Here is a 20463-nt window from a genome sequence, read left to right on the forward strand (position 1 = left end):
GGCTACTCGAATCGGACGCGGGGATCGGCCAGCGTGTAGGAAATGTCGGCCAGGATCAGCCCCACGATGTAGAGCGCGGAACCCAGGAACACCATCGCGCGCACGATGGAGAAGTCCTGCGCATTGATGGCGTCGATGGTGTAGCTGCCCAGCCCCGGGATGCCGAAGAACGACTCCGCGATCAGGCTGCCCATGAACAGCAGCGGCAGCGCGGCGACCGTGCTGGTCAGGATGGGCAGCATGGCGTTGCGCAGCACATGGCGGAACAGCACCACGCGTTCGGCCAGCCCCTTGGAACGGGCCGTGCGCACGTAGTCCTTGCCGATTTCCTCAAGGAACAGGGTGCGGTAGAAGCGCGCCTCGGGGCCCAGCCGCGACACGATCGCCACCAGCACCGGCAGCGCCAGGAATTTGATCATGTCCAGCCCGCCCGAATAGCCCGAGAACGGCACCAGCCGCAGCAGCTTGGCGAAGACCCACTGCCCGGCAATGATGTAGAACAGGCTGGAGATGGACAGCAGCATCACGCACAGCACCACCCCCCAGAAGTCCAGCCGGGTGGCGCGGAAATAGACCAGGGTGAGCGAAAACACGATGCTGGCGAACAGCCCCAGGAAGAAGGTGGGCACCGCCAGGGCCAGGCTCGGGCCCATGCGCGTCTTGATTTCCCGGCCGATGTCGCGGCCGCCGTCGGACGCGCCGAAGTCCATGACCAGCAGCGGCACCGAGCGCCGGTAGAACACGGTGTCGGTGACCCGCGCCGTGCCCTGGGCCTGGGCGTTGAAGAACAGCGGCTTGTCGTAGCCGCGCTCGATCTTCCATTTTTCGACGGCGTCCTGGCTGACGCGCTGCCCGCCGATGGCCAGCCGGGCCATGTCGTCGGGCGTGTTCACCGCGAAGAACAGGATGAAGGTGAAGAGATTCACGCCGATCAGAATCAGCACGCCATACAGCAGCCGGCGTATCACGTAGCCGATCATGATTGATGCTCCTTGCGTTCCGGCTGCGTGAAGGCCGTCTGGCGTTCACGCCGCTTGAGCGCCACGTACGAAGGCCAGATCGCCAGCGCCAGCAGCAGGATGAAGACGCCGATGGGCCACCAGATGGGGGAGTTCCATTCGTCGATCTTCTTTTGGCGCAGTTCCGGGTCGATCTTCATGTACTGCAGCGTGTTGCGGACCATCTGCGTGGGCTTGGCGTTGCCGACCCACTGCTGATAGGCGCCGCCCGACATCGGGAAGTAGCCGAACATCCAGGGCGCATCGCGCTGCACGACGGCGATCATCCTGGCGATCAGTTCGGCCTTTTCCGGGCCGTCGTCCAGGAACTTCATCTGTTCGAACAACCGGTCGAATTCCGGGCTGGAATAATTGGCGGCGTTTTCCCCCCCGCCCTTGGCCTTGGCGTTCGGACCGTAGAGCAGGAAGAGGAAGTTCTCGGCGTCGGGGTAGTCGGCGTTCCAGCCCCACAGGAAGATCTGCGCCGAGCCGCGCAGCATCTTGTCCTGGAACCGGTTGTAGTCGGTGGCGCGCACGTCGAGCTGCACGCCGATCTTGGCGAGCTGGCGGCGCATCCAGTCGAACTGCGGATTGGAGCCGCCGCCGGACATGGAGTCGTAGTACAGGACCAGCGGCGCCCCCGTCTGCGCATTGCGGCCGTCCGGGTAGCCGGCCTCGGCCAGCAAGCGCCTGGCCACGTCGATGGACTTGCGCACGGGCTTGCCGTCGACCAGGTCGTAGACCACCGGATTGATGCCCTCGGGCGGGTCGCGGTAGCCCAGCACGCCCGGCGGCACCGGCCCGTAGGCCACGGACGCCTGGCTGTTCTCGAATACCGCCACGTATTCTTCCCAGTCGAACGCAATGCTGATGGCCTGGCGCAGCTTGCGGTTGCGCGCTTCCTGTTCGGGCGTGTCGCCCTTGCCCACCACCGGGTCCAGCCAATTGAAGCCCATGTACCAGTTGGCGGTTTCAACCGTGGTGGGCAGCTTGATGCCGTGTTCCTGGTACTTGCGCGCCTTGTCCTGGCTGTCGCCGGCGGCCACCAGCATGGCCACGCCGTATTCGCCGCGCTCGATCTGCGGCACGTCGTAGTAGCCCTGCATGAACTTGCCGGTCAGCGGAATGGCTTCCTTTTCGACGCTGAATTCCGCGCGGTCGATGAAGGGCGTGGGCTTGCCGCAATCGGCCAGCATGCCCGCGGCCTCGTCGCCCGGCTCGCCTTCGCAGGGGTAGGGTTCGCCATGGAAATTGGGATTGCGGCCCAGCACGTGGCGGCGGTTCTGCAGCGATTCGACCAGCATGTAGGGGCCGGTGCCGACCGGCCAGGTATTCAACGACAGGTCGTGCGCCGCCATGCTGGGCTGGCTGTAGAAGCGGTCCGCTTCCCAGGGGATGGGCGCGGTGAAGGTCATGGCCAGCCAATACTTGAACTGCGGGTACTTGCCGTCGACGCGGATGCGCAGCGTATGGGGATCCAGCGCCTCGACGCCCTTGAAGGCGTCGTCCTCGCGCAGGTCCAGCCAGGGCGAAGCGCCCGCGCCGCCCGGCACGTCGCGCCGCAGTTCCTGGTCGCGCTTGCGCAGGCGGTCGCCGTAGTCCTTCAGGCCGTGCACGTGCTCGGCCATCAGGGAATAGATGGGCGACACCACGCGCGGGCTGGCCAGGCGGCGGAAGGCGTAGACGTAGTCGTCCGCCGTCAGTTCGCGCGTGCCCGTCAGCGGGAAATCGGGAATGTAGAACTTGTCGTCGAGCTCGCCCGGCGCCAGCGGATAGTAGGCGTAGCTGCCGTCCGGCTTGCGCGCAAAGGCGGGATGCGGCGCGAAGCGCATGCCCGGCCGGATCTTGATGTCGTAGATGCTCTGCGCGATCTGGTCGCCCGGCGTGTCCGCCGGCAACGTGTTGCCCTGCGCGTCCAGGTAGACAGGCGGATCGATCGACGCCGCCGCGCGCGGCACCAGTTCGTAGGGCCGCTTCAGGTAGTGGTACCCGTAAAGCGGCTCATAGATGTTGTAGGTATAAGGGGTTTCGTCGCCGGAATAAGAACTGGCCGGGTCCAGGTACTTCGGGGAACGTTTGACGAAAGCGGAATAGAGCGTGTTCTGGCTTTCGGCGCCGGACGGATACGGGCTGTTGATGGGGCTTTCTTGCGAGCAGCCCGCCAACGCCAGCGACAGCAGCATGGCCGACGCCCAGAGCCGCTTCATGACACCCATGGAAACCTTCCCTTCGTTTCGTAACGACAGAGGATAGCAAACGCGGGACGGACCCAGTAACCCGGCATCTCCCTAGGGGACTGCCCCAGAGCAGCGAGGCCCTGGCCACGCATGGCGGGCATCCGTCCGGCCCCTCTCAGCCGCACTGGCGCTGGCGCCAGCAGTCGTAGCGCCATTTCCAGGGCTGGGTGGCGTTCGGACGGGCCCACAGCCCGCGGCCGGCCTCTTTGGCCTGGCGCTGCAATTCCGGCATGGCCTTGTCGCGCAGGTAATCGCCCTTGCGGGCGGTGTAGGCCCAGGCGTAGCCGGCCTCGACCTGCAGGCGGTTGGCGGAGCGGCCGTCGTCCAGGATAAGGGCGCAGACGTCGCGGCCATATTGGTCCTGCTCGTAGCACTGGGCCGTGAGCGCCTTGCCCGCGACCAGCCCGGACAGGTGCTTGCGCGCGGCTTCGGCATCGGGCTGCCCGGGCTGCTCCGGGCCGTGGCCCTCTTCCGGCGCGTCGATGCTGTCCATGCGGATGCGCCGCTGGCCGTCGGGCGCGCGCAGCGTCACGGTGTCGCCGTCGGCCACGTTGACGATCGTGCCGGTGAGCGTGTAGCTGCCCTGCGGAATGCCGCCGGCGATGGTCGCCCCCGGTTTGGCCGGGGCCGAGGGCGTCGGCGCGCCGGGGCGCGGCTCCTGGCGTCCCGATGGCTGCAGCCAGTTGACGAGGGCGCCCGCCGCCGCAAGGATCAGGGCGACGACGAGGGCGGTCAGCTTGCTGCCGCCGCGAAAGGGAGGTTTGCCACGCACCGGCCGGAGCTCCAGATAGGAAACGAACCGCAGTTTGCCACAAGGCCGGGCCCGCTTTCGCGCAAGTCGGACAGCGGCCGGACAGCCCCCCTTCCCGCGGGCGTCGGCGACGCCTACAGCCAGCCGGACTTGCGGAAACGCCAGTACAGCACCGAGCACGCGGACAGGATGACGCCCAGCGTGATCGGATAGCCCCACGGCGATTTGAGCTCGGGCATGAATTCGAAGTTCATGCCGTAAATGCCCGCGATCGCGGTCGGCACCGCCAGGATGGCCGCCCAGGAGGCCAGCTTGCGGGTGGTGTCGTTCTGCGCGGCCTGGCCGATCATGAGGCTGGCTTCGAACGCGAAGGCCAGCGATTCGCGCAGGGAGTTGAAGAGCTCGTCCACGCGCAGCACGCGGTCGGCGACTTCGCCGAAGTACGGGCGGGCGTGCTCGTCCACGGCGGACATCTCCACGCGCGCCAGCCGGCGGCAGATCTCGGCCAGCGGCGACACGACGGTATGGATGCGCAGGAGGTCCCGGCGCTGCCGGTAGAGCCTGCGGATATCGGCATCCTTCGCGCCGCGGATCAGCAGCTTCTGCTCGGCGCCTTCCACCACGGATTCGATCTTGACCGCGGCCGCGACGTAGCGGTCCACCAGCCAGTCCAGCAGTTCGGACGCCACGTAGTCGCTGCCGCGCTTGAGCAGGTCGGGCGAGGCTTCCAGGCGTTCGCGCAGCGGACTGTGGCCGGCGGTGGCGCCGCGGCGCACGGTGACCAGGAAGCCGTCGCCGATCAGGAACTGGGTTTCGCCGAAGATGGGACGCTCGGCCTCGACTTCGACCGTGATGGCGACGATCAGGATCATGTTGCCGTAGTCGATGATCTTCGGCCGCCGGTGGGTCTCCAGCATTTCTTCCTGGTTCTTGTCGCAGGCCCCCAATTCGCTCGACACCTTGGCGAGCGTCTCCGGACTGGGGTTGCGCAGGCCGATCCACAGCATGCTCTGGCCCTGGCGCTGGCTGACGTACTGACCGGCTTCATCGATCGGGACCTCGCGGTCCCGGCGTCCATTCAAGTAGGCGATCGAGGCCACGACCTCGCCCTTGGGCGCGTCGGCGGCTTGTGCTTCAGTAGACATATACACCCTCGGACAAATCGATCCCTGCCGTGCAGCTTATGCGTATCGACCGATGATAGCCCAGCCCGCGGGCGGCCCGCCTAGAACAAGTTGCGCACGCGCTTGGCCACATCGATGCGCGGGGCCTGGGGCTCCTTGGGTTCGCCCCGCCCGGCGGGCAGGTCCGGCAGCTTGGGCAGGTGGTCGAACAGCGGCAGCATCGCATTGGTGATGTAGCGCGTGCGCGATCCGTAGACGTGGCGGTCGCCCATGCCGGTCTGCTGGTGCACGTAGAAGCGCTGCGGCACGATCAGCTGCAGGCGTTCCTTGGCTCGCGTCATGGCCACGTACAGCAGCCGGCGCTCTTCCTCGATCTCTTCGGCGGTGCCGGTGCTCATGTCCGACGGAATGCAGCCGTCCACCACGTTCAGCACGTAGACCGCCTTCCATTCCTGCCCCTTCGCGGAATGGATGGTCGACAGGATCATGTAGTCTTCGTCGCGCAGCGGCGCGCCGGATTCGTCGCTGGTGGCGTCCGGCGGATCCAGGGTCAGCTCGGTCAGGAAGCGCTCGCGCGACGGGTAGCCCGCCGCGATGCGCACCAGCTGGTCCAGGTCCGTCTTGCGCACGCGGGCATCGTCGTACAGGCGCTCGAGCTGGCCGCTGTACCAGCGCAGCGCAAGGTCCACGTCGGCGGGCCACTTCAGCCCGGGATCGCACAGCGCGGCGTAGGTATCGGCGAACGCGCCCCACCCTTCCTGCGCCGCCGCCCCCGGCTTGAACTCGCGCAGGACCCGCAAGGGTTCGGCGGACGCGGACATCGCATCCATCAGCTTGCCCGCCGTGGCCGGGCCGATGCCGGGCATCAGCTGCGCCACGCGAAAACCCGCCATGCGCCCGCGCGGGTTCTCGGCCCAGCGCAGCAGCGACAGCAGGTCCTTCACATGCGCGGCCTCCAGGAAGCGCAGGCCGCCGAATTTGACGAAGGGAATGTTGCGGCGGGTCAGTTCGAGTTCGAGCGCCGCGCTGTGGCTGGCGGTGCGGAACAGCGCCGCCTGGGACTTGAGCGTCGCGCCGCCCTCGCGCTGGGCCAGGACCTGGTCGGCCACCCAGCGGGCCTGTCCGGCTTCGTCGCTGACCGTCACCAGTTCGGGCAGCTGGGAGGACTGCCGGTCGGTCCAGAGGTCCTTGGCGTAGCGTTCCGTCGCCAGCCCGATCACCGCGTTGGACGCATTCAGGATGGGCTGCGTCGACCGGTAGTTGCGGTCCAGCGTGATCACGCGCGCGGGCGCGGGAAACTGGTTCGGAAAGTCCAGGATGTTGCGCACCGTGGCCGCGCGGAACGAATAGATGGACTGGGCATCGTCGCCCACCACCGTCAGGCCGCGGCCGTCGGGTTTCATCGCCAGCAGGATGGCCGACTGCAGCCGGTTGGTGTCCTGGTATTCGTCCACCAGCACGTGGTCGAAGCGCGCGCCCACGTCCGCCGCGATGTCGGCGTCGGTCATCATCTCCGACCAATACAGCAGCAGGTCGTCGTAGTCCAGCACCTGCTGGTCCTGCTTGGCCGCGACATAGGCGCGGAACAGGTTCTTCAGTTCGTCTTCCCATTGCACGCACCACGGGAAGGACGTCTTGAGCACATCCGCCACCGGCGTCTGGCTGTTGACCACGCGTGAATAGATGGCCAGGCACGTGCCCTTGAGCGGAAAGCGGGACTTGGTGGACGACAGTCCCAGCTCATGGCGCACCATGCCCATCAGGTCTTCGGCGTCGCCGCGATCGTGGATGGTGAAGGCTTCGGACAGGCCGATGCGCTGCGCGCAATCGCGCAACAGGCGCGCGCCGATCGCATGGAACGTGCCCGACCAGGGCAGCGACGGCGCCTGCTGCGACGACCGCAGGTTCATCACCCGCTGCAGCACCGACCCGACGCGGCGCTCCATCTCTAGCGCCGCGCGGCGCGAGAAGGTCAGCAGCAGCATGCGCTGCGGGTCCGCGCCCTTCAGGATCAGGTGCGCCACGCGATGCGCCAGCGTGTTGGTCTTGCCGGACCCCGCCCCCGCGATCACCAGCAGGGGACCATCGTCGCCGGGCGCGCCGGCCGCGCCGAATTCGGCCGCCTCGCGCTGCGCGGGATTCAGGTCGGCCAGGGGATCGGGACGACCCGTCGAGGGTTCGCTGGAGGACGGGGAAGGAAGATTGGCTTGGTCTGACATGTCGCGGTGCCGCAGCGCTGCGGCCGCAAAAAAGGAAGGAGCCAAGGCTGGCTCCGGATGAACACTGTATATTTATACAGAATTTTTTGAATTCCGTCTGATTCGCCCCTGGCGCCATGCCTGAATCCCCCCGCATCCTGACCGGCACCGCCTCCTGGACCGACCCGACCCTGCTGGCCTGCGGCCGCTTCTACCCGCCCGAAGCGCGCAGCGCCGAAGCCCGGCTGCGCTTTTACGCGTCGCGCTTTTCCCTGGCCGAGGTCGACTCCAGCTTCTACGCCATGCCCTCGCCGGACAACGCCCACCTGTGGGCCACCCGGACGCCGGAAAACTTTGTCTTCAACATCAAAGCCTTTCGGCTGTTCACCGGCCACCAGACGCCGCTGTCGGCCCTGCCCTCGGACATCCGGCGCGAACTCGCGGACTGGCGCGAAGCCGTCATCTATCACGACCAGATGCCGGCCGACCTGCGCGACGAACTCTGGCGGCGCTACCAGATTGCGCTCGAGCCCCTGCGGCTTCCCGGCAAGCTGGGCGCGGTGCACTTCCAGTTTCCCCCCTGGATCCGGCGCGACGCGCGCGGCAAGGCGCGGGTCGAGGACTGCGCGCGGCGCATGGAGGAACACCTGATATCGGTGGAATTCCGGCACCGCAGCTGGTTCGACACCCCCACCGCCACCGCGGACACGCTGGCCTTTGAGCGCGACCTGGGCGTGGCGCATACCGTGGTGGACGCACCGCAGGGCTTTGACAACACCGTGCCGGCGGTGTGGGAAAGCACGCATCCGGAACTCGCGCTGCTGCGCCTGCACGGACGCAACGCCGCCACCTGGAACGCGTCCGGCGCGGCGTCGTCCGGCCGCTTCCAGTACGAATATACGGAACAGGAACTGGCCGAACTGGTCGCGCGGTTCACCCGCCTGGCGTCCCAGACCGCGCAGGCGCACGCCGTGTTCAACACCAACTTCGAAGACCAGGGCATGCGCAACGCGGCGGCCTTCACATCGGCGCTGGCGCTGCCGGGGTTTTGAGAATTCAGGTAGCGGTCTCCGGTCGCACGGGTGTCTTCAGCCTGGCAGATACAAGGTGCCTGACACCCTTGAAGCACCACGTTGGATTGAAGATGCTCTCTGCGGGTGTCAGACACCCAAAGAGCCAAAGCAGCGGGAGCCAGACACTCGACGGCGAGCAGCTGACTTCACTTTTCCCTCGCACCGCCATAAAAGAGCACCCGACGTCTCTTATATGAAAGGACAGCCCCGTCTCGCGCCGCCCGCGCCACGCCTGCCGCGCTACTGCCCACGCGCCACTTCCGCCAGGCTTTCCAGCAGCACTTCGAACTTGCGCGCGATGTCGTGCTCGGGCACGCAGGCGTAGCCCAGCAGCAGGCCGGGCCGGCGCCCTTCTTCATTCACGTAGTAGCGCGACAGCGCGCGCGTCAGCACGCCTTTGCCACGCGCGACGTCCACCACGCGCAGGTCGTCCATGTCTTGCGGCAGCGTCAGCACCAGGTGCAGGCCCGCCATGCTGGCGTCGCGGTGCAGCCAGTCGGGGCCCAGTCGCCGCTCGATCAGGTTGACCAGCATGGCGCGGCGGCGGCCGTACAGCATGCGCATGCGGCGAATATGGGCGGCGTAGTGGCCTTCGGAGATGAACGTCGCCAGCGCGGCGTGCGTCATCAGATGGCCTTCGCGGTACAGCTCGGCATGCGCCGCCTGGAACGCGGCGGTCAGCGCCTTGGGCAGCACCAGATAGCCCACGCGCAGGCCGGGATACAGCGTCTTGCTGAAGGTGCCCATGTAGATGACGGGCGCGTCCGGCTCCAGGCCCTGCAGCGATTCGATGGGCTTGCCCGAGAAGCGGAACTCGCTGTCGTAGTCGTCCTCGATGATCCAGCTGCCGCTCTGCCGCGCCAGCGCCAGCAGCTGGCGCCGGCGCGTGAGCGACATGACCGGTCCCAGCGGGTACTGGTGCGAGGGCGTGACGAAGATGAAGCGCGGCGGCGTGGCCACGCTGTCCGGCAGGCGCATGCCCTCTTCGTCCACCGGCAGGTGCACCGTGCGCAGGCCGTTGGCCTGCAGAATGCTGCGGGCGCCCCAGTAGCCGGGGTCTTCGACCCAGGCGGTCTCGCCCGCTTCGCCCAGGATGCGGGTCGTCAGGTCGATGGCCTGGTGCGAGCCCTCGGTGATGATGATCTGGTCGGGATCGCAGTCGATGGAGCGCGTCAGCGCCAGGTGCTGCGCCAGCGCCTCGCGCAGCGCGGGCAGGCCGCCGCCGTAGGAATAGCTCAGCAGGTCCGGCGACGGATTGCGCCACAGGCCGCTGAAGATGCGGCCGAATTTCTTGTGCGGGAATTCGGTCAGGTCGGGCACGCCGGGCATGAAGGCGCCCCACTGGTAGGGCGACGCCGACACGCTGTCGACGATCGCCGCGCCCCGCGGCGACAGGGCCGGACGGGGCTGGGCCTGCTGCGCGGGCCGCAGGCGGCGTCCGCTGGCCAGGTAGGAGTCCGGCACCGACGCATTGACGAAGGTGCCATTGCCCTGGCGGCTGCGGGTGTAGCCTTCCGCCAGCAGCTGGCTGTACACGTGCACGACGGTGTTGCGCGCGATACCCAGCTCGGCCGCCAGGTCGCGCGTGGCGGGCAGGCGCGAGTCCGCGGCAATGGATCCATCCAGGATGGCTTCGCGCACGCCGCGGTAGAGCCGCTTGTTCATGGGATCGCTGGATCCGTCGGCCAGACGGAGCAGCAGCAAGTCGCCGACAATGGACCGCAATTGGTTCTACCTGATTTATTAAAGTGGTTCCCACAAGTGGGGCCATCGTAGCATTAAATAAGGTTTTCACCGCCCATCATGCTCTGCGAGACCGAGATGAAGAATCAGGATCTGAATACCCGCCGTTCCCTGGCCACGCCGCGCGGCGTCGGCGTCATGTGCGACTTCTATGCCGTGCGCGCGGAAAACGCCACGCTGTGGGACGCCGAAGGCAAGGAATACATCGATTTCGCAGGCGGCATCGCCGTCCTGAACACGGGCCACCTGCACCCGAAGATCAAGGCCGCGGTCGCCGCCCAGCTGGACAACTTCACGCACACCGCCTACCAGATCGTGCCCTATGAAGGCTACATCTCGCTGGCCGAGCGCATCAACCGCCTGGCGCCCATCGACGGCCTGAAGAAGAGCGCCTTCTTCACGACCGGCGTCGAAGCCGTCGAAAACGCCGTGAAGATCGCGCGCTCGGCCACCGGCCGCTCGGGCGTCATCGCCTTCTCCGGCTCCTTCCACGGCCGCACCATGCTGGGCATGGCGCTGACCGGCAAGGTCGCCCCGTACAAGCTGTCGTTCGGCCCGATGCCGGGCGACATCTATCACGTGCCGTTCCCCAACGCCACGCAGTCGATCAGCGTCGCCGATTCGCTCAAGGCGCTGGACCTGCTGTTCAAGGTCGACATCGATCCCAAGCGCGTCGCGGCCATCATCATCGAGCCCGTGCAGGGCGAAGGCGGCTTCAACATCACGCCGCCCGAACTGATGACGGCGCTGCGCAAGGTCTGCGACGAGCACGGCATCCTGCTGATCGCCGACGAAGTCCAGACGGGCTTCGGCCGCACCGGCAAGCTGTTCGCGATGGAGCACCACTCGGTCCAGGCCGACCTCATCACGATGGCCAAGAGCCTGGGCGGCGGCTTCCCGATCTCGGGCGTGGTCGGCCGCGCCGACGTCATGGACGGCCCCGCCGCGGGCGGCCTGGGCGGCACCTACGCCGGCAACCCGCTGGCGGTCGCCGCCGCGCATGCGGTGCTGGACGTGATCGCCGAGGAAAAGCTGTGCGACCGCGCCAACCAGCTGGGCGAAAAGCTGCGCGCGCATCTGGAAGGCCTGCGCGCCAAGGTTCCCGGCATCGCCGACGTGCGCGGCCTGGGCTCGATGGTCGCGCTGGAACTGAACGACGCGGCCGGCAAGCCCGACGCCGAAGCGGTCAAGCGCGTGCAGAAGCACGCCATCGACAACGGCCTGATTTTGCTAAGCTGCGGTGTGTACGGGAACGTCCTGCGCTTCCTGTATCCCTTGACCATCCCCGACGCCCAGTTCGCACGCGCGCTGGACATCCTGTCCGAGGCGCTGACCGCCTGAGGCGAGAAGAAGTCCTGAATAACCGGTTATTCGGCCGGCAGGAACAACGATTGCGGGCGTAGCAGGCAAGGCGGCTTGAAACCCAAGCCGCACGCCTGCCGCGCCCGCAGTCGCTTGGCCTGCCGCGCCTTTCAAGGAGACTCCCGACATGACAGCATTGACCCATCCCCTCTCGCGTCCCGACCTGCTGCGCGACGCCTGCTACATCGACGGCAAGTGGGTAGGCGCCAACGGCGGCGCATCCATTCCCGTGGACAACCCTTCCACCGGCAAGACCATCGTGTCGGTGCCCAAGCTGGGCCGCAAGGAAACCGAACAGGCCATCGCCAGCGCCCAGGCCGCGCTGCCGGCCTGGAGCGCCAAGACCGGCAAGGAACGCGCCGCGATCCTGCTGAAGTGGGCCCAGCTGATGATGCAGAACCAGCAGGACCTGGCCGCCATCATGACGTCCGAACAGGGCAAGCCGGTGACCGAGGCCGCCGGTGAAATCGCCTACGCCGCGTCGTTCCTGGAGTGGTTCGCCGAAGAAGCCAAGCGCATCGACGGCGACATCCTGCAAAGCCCCAAGGCCGGCCAGCGCCTGATGGCGCTCAAGCAGCCCATCGGCGTCACCGCCGCGATCACGCCGTGGAACTTCCCCGCCGCCATGATCACCCGCAAGGTCGGCCCGGCGCTGGCCGCCGGCTGCACCATGGTGGTCAAGCCGGCCCAGCAGACGCCGCTGACCGCGCTGGCGCTGGCGGTGCTGGCCGAGGAAGCCGGCGTGCCGGCGGGCGTGTTCCACGTCATCACCGGCAGCTCGCGCGACATCGGCGCGGCGCTGTGCGAAAGCGACGTCGTGCGCAAGCTGAGCTTCACCGGCTCGACCGAAGTCGGCCGCACGCTGATGGAGCAATGCGCGCCCACGATCAAGAAGCTGTCGCTGGAACTGGGCGGCAACGCGCCCTTCATCGTGTTCGACGACGCCGACCTGGACCGCGCCGTGGACGGCATCCTGGCCTCGAAGTACCGCAACGCCGGCCAGACCTGCGTGTGCGCCAACCGCATCTATGTGCAGGCCGGCGTGTACGAAGAAGTCGCCAAGCGCCTGGTGGCCAAGGTCAACGCCATGAAGGTCGGCGACGGCTTTGAAGACGGCGTGACGCAAGGTCCGCTGATCGACCGCAACGCCGTCGAAAAGGTGCAGGAGCACATCGCCGACGCCACGGCCAATGGCGCCAAGGTCATCGCGGGCGGCAAGCCGCACGCAAAGGGCGGCACGTTCTTCGAACCCACGGTGGTGCGCGACGTGACGCAATCGATGCGCTTTGCCTCGGAAGAAACCTTCGGCCCGGTCGCGCCGCTGTTCCGCTTCGACACCGAAGAAGAAGTCATCGGCATGGCCAACGACACCATCTTCGGCCTGGCCGCCTACTTCTTCACCCGCGACTACGCCCGCATCTGGCGCGTGTCCGAATCGCTGGAGTACGGCATCGTCGGCATCAACACCGGCCTCATCTCCAACGAAGTCGGCCCGTTCGGCGGCGTCAAGCAATCCGGCCTTGGCCGCGAAGGCTCCAAGTACGGCATCGAAGAGTACCTGGAGATCAAGTACCTCTGCGTGGACCTGGGCGCCTGATGCCCATGGCGCGCGGCGCCCCGCCGCGCGCCCGGGATAAGCGGGCTCCCCGCCCGCTTATCCCCAGCAACTGTGGACAACCCGGCTGACAAGTCCTGCATGACCCGGAAAAGTCCTTTCAAAGCAATGACTTGAAAATCACGCTCAAATGCAGCCCAGGCATGATAGATTTGCGCGTTCCCTGGACGAGTCAGTATGAGCAGAACCTTCACCCTCGAGGACACCCGCAAGCTGGCGGCCATCCTGGCTGAAACCGCGCAGGCTGAGGTCATGCCGCGCTTTCGCAACCTGCCGGAAGGCGCGGTGCGCGGCAAGAGTTCTCCGCGCGACCTCGTCACCGACGCTGACGAAGCCGCCGAACGCCTGATCGCCACGCGCCTGGCCAAGCTGCATCCGGGCGCCGTGCTGATCGGCGAAGAAGCGTCCGCGCGCAATCCCGCGTTGCTGAACATGCTGGTCGATGCCGACCTGGCCTTCCTGATCGATCCCATCGACGGCACCCGCAACTATGTCGCCGGGCTGCCCCTGTTCGGGATGATGATCGCGGCCTGCCATCGCGGCGACGTGATCGCCGGCGTGATCTACGATCCCGTCAGCCGCGACAGCGCGCTGGCCGTGCGCGGCGAAGGCGCCTGGATGGAATACGAAAACGGCAAGCGCACGCCCTTGTCCGTCGCCCAGCCCGCCCCAGCGCAGGACATGGACGGCCTGATCGCCACGGGCGCCCTGCCCGAACCCCTGAGAACCGCCGTCAACGGCAACCTGTCGCGCCTGGGCAGCACGGCGTCCCTGCGCTGCGCCGCCCACGAATACCGCATGCTGGCGGCCGGGCATTGCCATATAGCGCTGTACAACCAGCTCACGGCCTGGGACCACGCCGCCGGCTGGCTGCTGCACCGCGAGGCCGGCGGCTATGCGGCGCGCTTCGACGGGTCTCCCTACAAGCCCACCCACCGCACCGGCGGCCTGCTCTACGCGCCCGATGCCGGCAGTTGGCACGCGGCGCACAAAGCGCTGTTGGGGGACGCATTGGACAGCGTCGAGGCTTGACAGAAAGGCCCTTTGCAGGCCAAAAATATCGGGTTATCCCTAGGAGTTATCCCCAGTTCCTGTGGACAACCCTATGGAAAGGTCTGTAACCGTTCAAAAAAAGCGTTGCCGGGCAAGCACTTGCTTAAACCGGTCAAAAACCGGCCGACCCGGCAGCCCCTATAGGGCCTCCAGCGCTGCCGCGCAGGGCTGCTCCACTTTAAGGGTCAGAAGGCTGTCGGCCCGGGTGCGGCCCAGGTTGATGGCGGCGATGGGAATGCCGCTGCGCGAGGCGGCGGTCACGAAGCGGTAGCCCGAATACACCATCAACGATGACCCGACCACCAGCACGGCGTCGGCATTCATCAGCCCGGCGTTGGCCCGGTCGACGCGGTCGCGCGGCACGGTTTCGCCGAAGAACACCACATCGGGTTTGACGATGCCGCCGCAGCGCGGACAAGGCGGCACGGCAAAGCGGGAAAAGTCGTGGCCGTCCAGGTCCGCGTCGCCATCGGGCGCATCGCTCGCCTCCAGCGCCACCCAGTCCGGGTTGAGCGCGTGCAGCGCATCCTGCCAGTCGTGGCGGCCGCCGCGCCAGTCGCAATTCATGCAGCGCACCGCATCGAGCCGGCCGTGCAGGTCCACGACGCCGTGGCTGCCCGCGGCTTCGTGGAGTCCGTCCACGTTCTGCGTCACCAGGATGGCGACGTGGCCGCGCGCTTCCAGGCGCGCCAGCGCCAGATGCGAGGCGTTGGGCCGCACGTGGCCGAAGCGCCGCCAGCCCACCATGCTGCGCGCCCAGTAGCGCGCGCGGGCCAGTTCCCCGCCCATGAAGGTCTGCAGCGTCATGGGCGGCTGGCGCTTCCATTCGCCTTCGGTGTCGCGGTAGTCGGGGATGCCGGAATCGGTGCTGACGCCCGCGCCCGTCAGCACGAACAGCCGGGGGTGCCGGTCGATGAAGCCGCGCAGCGCGGCCAGTTCCGAGACTGCTGTGTCCATCCAGGCTCCTCAGTCGTGTTCCCGCGGCGGCGCTAGCCGCGCGCGGGAAGCGGCGCTCAGCCGCCCAGGCCGCAGTCGGGCATGTCGCTGACCAGGCTGGCCTGCGTGACGTTGCTGCCCGGCGGCACGCTGCGCGTGAGCCAGACGTTGCCGCCGATGGTCGAGCCCTTGCCGATGGTGACGCGGCCCAGAATCGTCGCGCCAGCGTAGATCACCACGTCGTCCTCGATCAAGGGGTGGCGCGCCAGGCCCTTCTTGAGTTCGCCGTTTTCGCCGGGCGGGAAGCGTTTCGCCCCCAGCGTGACCATCTGGTAGAGCCGCACGCGGTCGCCGATGATGGCAGTCTCGCCGATCACGACGCCGGTGCCGTGATCGATGAAGAAGCTGCGGCCGATGGTGGCGCCGGGGTGGATGTCGATGCCGGTGTCGGCGTGGGCGATTTCCGCCACGATGCGCGCCAGCATCGGCACGCCCAGGCGGTACAGGACGTTGGCCAGGCGATGGTGGATCATGGCCGCCACGCCGGGATAGCAGAGCAGCACTTCGTCCACGCTGTGCGCGGCGGGGTCGCCCTGGTAGGCGGCCGTCACGTCCAGGTCGAGCGCGGCGCGCACGGCCGGCAGTTCGGCGCCGAAGCGGCGCACGATTTCGGTGGCGCGCTGCTGCGTTTCCGCGCGCAGGGCCGGATCGTCGCGGCCCACATACTGCAGCTCCAGACAGACCTGGTGCAGGAGCGCGTCCAGCGCCGCGCCGATGGTGTGCCCGACGTAGAAGTCCTCGACCTCTTCGCGCAGGTCGATGGGGCCCAGGCGCATCGGGAACAAGGCGCCGCACAGATGCTTGATGATCTGGCGCAGGCTTTCCTGCGAGGGGAACTCGCGCAGGCCGGCGTCGTCGCGCAGGCGGCCGCGCGGGCCGCGCCAGGCGACGCGCGCGTCGCGCAGGCCGGACACGATGCTGTCCAGGTTCCAGTGGGCGGAGGGGATGTAGGTGGGGCCGCTCATTGCCGCGGACCCGTCTGGGAGCCGGTGAACCCGGTGTACGTATGGATGACAAACATGAGAGTGCCTCGCTGACGATGCGTCGCCCCCGGCCGGACCGCCGGGCAATGCTGCTTCGCAATATTTCCGTCAACTGTAACCGCTCGGCCCCATCCGCCGGAAGTCATCCGATACGCCGTTGGGGTTATGCCGTGGCGGATTCCGTCTCATAACCTTGCGGATTGCCCTGCTGCCAGCGCCAGCCGTCCGCGCACATCGACTCCACATCCTGCGTGCTGCGCCAGCCCAGCAACGACGCCGCCAGCGCCGGATCGGCCCACATGCGCTCGACGTCGCCCGCCCGCCGCGGCAGCGTGCGCAGCGGGATCTTGCAGCCGTTGACCCGCTCGAAGGCGTGCACCAGCTCCAGCACGCTGGTGCCCTGCCCCGTGCCCAGGTTGACCGCGACGAAGCCGGAATGGTTCTCGGAATAGGTCAGCGCCTGCACGTGCCCCCGCGCCAGGTCCATGACGTGCAGGTAGTCGCGCACGCCGGTGCCGTCGACCGTCCCGTAGTCGTCGCCGAACACGCGCAGGAAGGGCTGGCGCCCCACCGCCACCTGCGTGATGAACGGAAAAAGATTATTGGGCAGGTCGCGCGGGCTTTCGCCGATCTGCCCGCTGGGATGCGCGCCGATCGGATTGAAGTAGCGCAGCGTCACGGCGCTGAAGCCGGGATCCGCCGCGCACATGTCGCGCAGCATTTCCTCGACCATCAGCTTGGTGCGGCCGTAGGGATTGGTGGGCGCCAGCGGATGGGCCTCCGTGAACGGCAGGTAGCGCGGCTCGCCATAGACGGTGGCGGAAGAGCTGAACACCAGCCGCGACACGCCCGCCTCGCGCATGGCGCGCAGCAGAACCAGCGACCCGTTGACATTGTTGTCGTAGTACTTGAGGGGGTCCGCCACCGATTCGCCCACCGCCTTGCAGCCGGCCAGGTGCAGCACCGAACTGACCGGCGCGCCCGCGGCCGCCGCGCCGGCCAGCAGCGATGCGACCAGCCCCGGCGTGCGGATGTCCCCTTCGACCAGCGCTATCGGCACGCCGCAAAGGCGCTCCACCCGGCGCACGGCCTCGCGGCTGCCGTTGCTGAAGTTATCCAGCACCAGCGGCCGCAGGCCGGACGCCAGCATCGCCACCAGCGTGTGCGTGCCGATGTAGCCCGCGCCGCCCGTCACCAGCACCTGCGTATCCAGCATGTCGGCGCTCCGTCAGAGGTGGGCCGCCATGCCCGGCACCCACGCATGACGGGGACGCGGCGCCTGCGCGTGGCTGCGGTAGCGGTCGATCCAGTACGAGGTGGACGCGTCGTGTCCCCAGTCGACCACGCCGGCGGACACCGGCACCGCAAGCTCGCGCTCGATGCCGTTGGCCAGCCGCTTGCCGAGCTCCACGCCCCATTGGTCGAACGGATTGATGCCCCACACCACGCTCTGCACGAACACCTTGTGCTCGTACAGCGCCAGCAGCGCGCCCAGGCCGCGCGGATCGAGCTGGCGCAGGACGATCAGCGTGGACGGCCTGCCGCCCGGATGCACCATGTGCTGCGCCAGGCTCAGCGCGCGTTCCTGGTCGTCGATGTGCGCCACGTCCATCAGCGCCTGCTCCAGGCACTTGCCGCGCAGCAGGGCCTGGCGCTGCGCCAGGCAGTTGGCCAGCAGCATCCGATGCGCGTCCGGGCTGTCCGCGTGGCCCTGCAGGCTGGCGATGAAATCGACCGGCGCGCCCTCTTCGCTCTGGTGCAGCCACTGGAAAAAGGTGTGCTGGCCATCGGTGCCCGGCATGCCCCAGATGATGGGCGCCGTCGGCACGCCGACCGCCGCGCCGTCGCCCGCGACGCGCTTGCCCAGCGATTCCATTTCCAGCTGCTGCAGGTACGTGACCAGGTGCAGCAGCCGCGCGCTGTAGGCGGCGACGTTCAGCGAGTTGTAGCCCAGCACGCTGCAGTTGACCAGGCCCGCCAGCGCCAGCTGGACCGGCGCGTTCGACGCGAACGGCGCCTGCTGGAAATGCTGGTCCATGGCCTCGGCGCCGGCCCGCATGCCGATCAGCACGTCCGCGCCGACGGTCAGCGCGATCGACAGCCCGGCGACGGACCAGACGGAATAGCGGCCGCCCACCCAATCGCACATCTTGAAGATCTGGCTGGACGGCACGCCCAGCGCGCGGGCGGCCGGGGCGTTGGAGGTCACCGCGGCCAAGTGGTCCGACGCATCGGCCACGCCGCCCTGCTTGAGCCAGGCGATGGCGGCGCGCGCATTGTGCAACGTTTCCGCCGTGGTGAATGACTTGGAAGACACCACCACCAGCGTGCGGCGCGCATCCAGCCCCGCCACCGCATCATGGAAGGCATGGCCGTCGATGTTGGACACGAAGCGGATCTGCCGGCGCTGCAGCGGTCCGCCGAAGGCCTGGACCGCGAGCCGGGGGCCCCAGTCGCTGCCCCCGATGCCGATGTGCAGCACGGTGGAAAAGTCCGCGGTCTGGTCCACGCGCCGCACGAAGTCGGTCATGCGCGAATACTCGCAGACCGAATCCGCGTCCTGCCCGTCCGGTTGCTCGCGCGTGCGCCCGGCGCGCAGCGCGGTATGCCACGCGGGCTTGCCTTCGGTCCAGTTGACCGGTTCGCCCGCAAACAGGGCGCTGCGCGCCTCTTCCAGCCCGCGCGCCTGCAGCAGCGCCGCTGCCGCGGCGTCCAGCGCCGACGACTGCCGCTGCATCGTCAGGTCCACGCACAACCCTGCCGCTTCGATCACCTTCAGTGCGCTTGCGTCCAGTTCGGCGCTCTGCGCCGACTGCGCGAACGCCACCCATTCGGGGCTGTCCGCCAGCCCGGAGTTCGCCCTTAACGCCTCAATCGCATGTTGAGCCTTTCCCATCGCGTGATGCTCCTTAGAACGGTAAACGAATGTGAGGTGCAACGCGCTTGAACGCCTTGCGGAAGTCCTCCTCGATACGGGCCAATGCGGCCACGCTGTCTCCTTCGAACCGGAGTACCACCGTCGGCGTGGTGTTGGACGGACGCGCCAGGCCGAAGCCGTCGGCGTAGTCCACGCGTATCCCGTCGAGATCGGTGATCGACACCGCGTTGGGGAACTCCCCGTGTTCGCGCAGCGCGTTCACCAGTTCGACGTTTTCGCCTTCGTTGGTCTCCAGCTTTAATTCCGGGGTGGCGCAAGACTGCGGCAAGCTTTCCAGCAAAGCCGACGGGTCCGGCGCCGACGACAGGATCTCCAGCAGGCGGGCGGCGGCGTAAATGCCGTCGTCAAAGCCGTACCAGCGCTCCTTGAAGAAAATGTGCCCGCTCATCTCTCCAGCAAGCAGCGCTCCCGATTCGCGCATCTTGGCCTTTATCAGGGAATGCCCTGTCTTCCACATCGTCGCCTTGCCACCCGCCTCGGTGATGGCCCGGGGCACGTGGCGGCTGCACTTGACGTCGTAGATGATCTCGGCGCCCGGGTTGCGCGCCAGCACGTCGCGGGCAAACAGGATGAGCTGGCGGTCCGGCCAGATGATCTGTCCCGATTTGGTCACCACCCCCAGGCGGTCGCCATCGCCGTCGAACGCCAGGCCGACCTCGCAATCCGAATAGCGCAGGCAATAGATCAGGTCCTGCAGGTTGTGCGGATCGGCCGGGTCGGGGTGGTGGCCGGGGAAGGACCCGTCCACCTCGCAGAACAGTTCGGTCACTTCGCAGCCCAGCGCGCGGAACAGCCCCGGCGCCACCGCGCCCGCCACGCCGCTGCCGCAGTCGATGGCGATCTTCATGGGCCGGGCCATGCGGATGTCGCCCACCAGGCGCGCCGCGTAGCACGGCACCACCTGCATCTGCGTGCGTCCCCCGGGCGTGTCCGCCGATTCGATGGGCAGGCGCATCGCATCGCGCAGCGCGGTGATGCCTTCGCCGTACAGCGACCCGCCTTCCAGCACGATCTTGAAGCCGTTGTGCGTGGGCGGGTTGTGGCTGCCGGTCACCGCGATGCCGGCGCCGGTATCCATGAGCCGGGTCGTGAAATACACCATCGGCGTGGTCGCCATGCCGATGTCGATCACATGCATGCCGGCCGAGCGCAGGCCGGCCTGCAGCGCCGCGGCAAGCTCGACGCTGCTCAGCCTGCCGTCCCGCCCCACCACGATCGCCCGCGCCCCCTGGTCGCGGGCCTTGGTGCCCACCGCCATCCCCAGGCTGTGGGCGAACCTTGCATCTATCTCATCCGGCACCGTTCCGCGTATGTCGTAGGCCTTGAAAACCGCATCCAGAATCTGCGGCGTGTCCCAGCCAAAAGTTCCGTGCATGCCAGTTTCTCCGGGTG

Annotated in this window: 15 protein-coding genes; 4 read left to right on the forward strand and 11 right to left on the reverse strand. The window is 67.6% G+C overall.

Translation table 11 applies throughout. The features are described 5' to 3' along the window. Nucleotides 1-2: 2 nt before the first annotated feature. From ABE485_RS17625 to ABE485_RS17645, 5 genes are all read right to left on the reverse strand, one after another. Complete coding sequence (locus ABE485_RS17625; RefSeq protein WP_346516560.1) at nucleotides 3-980, reverse strand: ABC transporter permease; 978 nt, start codon at nucleotides 978-980, stop codon at nucleotides 3-5. Further along, nucleotides 977-3214 carry an ABC transporter substrate-binding protein gene (locus ABE485_RS17630; RefSeq protein ID WP_346516561.1) on the reverse strand — a complete coding sequence of 746 codons (2238 nt, stop codon included), beginning with the start codon at nucleotides 3212-3214 and terminating at the stop codon, nucleotides 977-979. The genes ABE485_RS17625 and ABE485_RS17630 overlap by 4 nt, the downstream gene beginning before the upstream one ends. A 136-nt stretch (nucleotides 3215-3350) precedes the next feature. Continuing rightward, nucleotides 3351-4007, reverse strand: a complete 657-nt coding sequence (locus ABE485_RS17635) for a thermonuclease family protein (protein WP_346516562.1) — start codon at nucleotides 4005-4007, stop codon at nucleotides 3351-3353. 113 nt (nucleotides 4008-4120) lie between these two features. Next, nucleotides 4121-5131 (reverse strand): magnesium and cobalt transport protein CorA, encoded by a 1011-nt coding sequence (locus tag ABE485_RS17640; RefSeq protein ID WP_346516563.1) that lies wholly within the window; start codon nucleotides 5129-5131, stop codon nucleotides 4121-4123. An 80-nt stretch (nucleotides 5132-5211) separates the two neighbouring features. Continuing rightward, a complete protein-coding gene (locus ABE485_RS17645; RefSeq protein WP_346516564.1) occupies nucleotides 5212-7329 on the reverse strand; it encodes an ATP-dependent helicase in 2118 nt (705 codons plus the stop codon). A gap of 116 nt (nucleotides 7330-7445) precedes the next feature. Here ABE485_RS17645 and ABE485_RS17650 point away from each other — a divergent pair, with 116 nt between their 5' ends. Continuing rightward, nucleotides 7446-8360, forward strand: coding sequence for a DUF72 domain-containing protein (locus ABE485_RS17650; protein WP_346516565.1), 915 nt, complete (start codon nucleotides 7446-7448; stop codon nucleotides 8358-8360). 261 nt (nucleotides 8361-8621) lie between these two features. Here the strand turns inward: ABE485_RS17650 and ABE485_RS17655 are convergent, their stop codons facing one another. Then, nucleotides 8622-10106: a PLP-dependent aminotransferase family protein gene (locus ABE485_RS17655; protein ID WP_430795437.1), complete on the reverse strand. Its 1485-nt coding sequence runs from the start codon at nucleotides 10104-10106 to the stop codon at nucleotides 8622-8624. 96 nt (nucleotides 10107-10202) lie between these two features. Here ABE485_RS17655 and ABE485_RS17660 point away from each other — a divergent pair, with 96 nt between their 5' ends. The 3 genes from ABE485_RS17660 (at nucleotide 10203) to ABE485_RS17670 (ending at nucleotide 14133) form a co-directional block, all read left to right on the forward strand. Then, nucleotides 10203-11465 carry a 4-aminobutyrate--2-oxoglutarate transaminase gene (locus tag ABE485_RS17660; protein WP_346516566.1) on the forward strand — a complete coding sequence of 421 codons (1263 nt, stop codon included), beginning with the start codon at nucleotides 10203-10205 and terminating at the stop codon, nucleotides 11463-11465. Nucleotides 11466-11613: 148 nt separating this feature from the next. Next, entirely contained in the window at nucleotides 11614-13083 is a 1470-nt protein-coding gene (locus ABE485_RS17665) for an NAD-dependent succinate-semialdehyde dehydrogenase (protein ID WP_346516567.1), read from the forward strand. Nucleotides 13084-13278: 195 nt separating this feature from the next. Continuing rightward, nucleotides 13279-14133, forward strand: a complete 855-nt coding sequence (locus tag ABE485_RS17670) for an inositol monophosphatase family protein (RefSeq protein WP_346516568.1) — start codon at nucleotides 13279-13281, stop codon at nucleotides 14131-14133. A gap of 159 nt (nucleotides 14134-14292) precedes the next feature. On the opposite strand, the gene ABE485_RS17675 is transcribed toward ABE485_RS17670, so the two are convergent. The 5 genes from ABE485_RS17675 to ABE485_RS17695 form a co-directional block, all read right to left on the reverse strand. Further along, nucleotides 14293-15111 carry an NAD-dependent protein deacetylase gene (locus tag ABE485_RS17675; protein ID WP_346516569.1) on the reverse strand — a complete coding sequence of 273 codons (819 nt, stop codon included), beginning with the start codon at nucleotides 15109-15111 and terminating at the stop codon, nucleotides 14293-14295. Between the two features lie 56 nt (nucleotides 15112-15167). Then, the gene (gene epsC, locus ABE485_RS17680; protein WP_346516570.1) at nucleotides 15168-16115 is read right to left on the reverse strand and encodes a serine O-acetyltransferase EpsC; all 948 of its coding nucleotides are present in this window, start codon (nucleotides 16113-16115) and stop codon (nucleotides 15168-15170) included. 181 nt (nucleotides 16116-16296) lie between these two features. Beyond that, nucleotides 16297-17349, reverse strand: a complete 1053-nt coding sequence (gene galE, locus ABE485_RS17685) for a UDP-glucose 4-epimerase GalE (RefSeq protein WP_346516571.1) — start codon at nucleotides 17347-17349, stop codon at nucleotides 16297-16299. A gap of 12 nt (nucleotides 17350-17361) precedes the next feature. After that, nucleotides 17362-19029, reverse strand: a complete 1668-nt coding sequence (pgi, locus tag ABE485_RS17690) for a glucose-6-phosphate isomerase (protein WP_346516572.1) — start codon at nucleotides 19027-19029, stop codon at nucleotides 17362-17364. Nucleotides 19030-19042: 13 nt separating this feature from the next. After that, the gene (locus ABE485_RS17695) at nucleotides 19043-20446 is read right to left on the reverse strand and encodes a phosphomannomutase/phosphoglucomutase (protein ID WP_346516573.1); all 1404 of its coding nucleotides are present in this window, start codon (nucleotides 20444-20446) and stop codon (nucleotides 19043-19045) included. Nucleotides 20447-20463 lie beyond the last annotated feature (17 nt).

The sequence above is a fragment of the Achromobacter spanius genome (genome assembly GCF_039673305.1).
GTDB classification, from domain to species: Bacteria; Pseudomonadota; Gammaproteobacteria; order Burkholderiales; family Burkholderiaceae_B; genus Achromobacter; species Achromobacter spanius_F.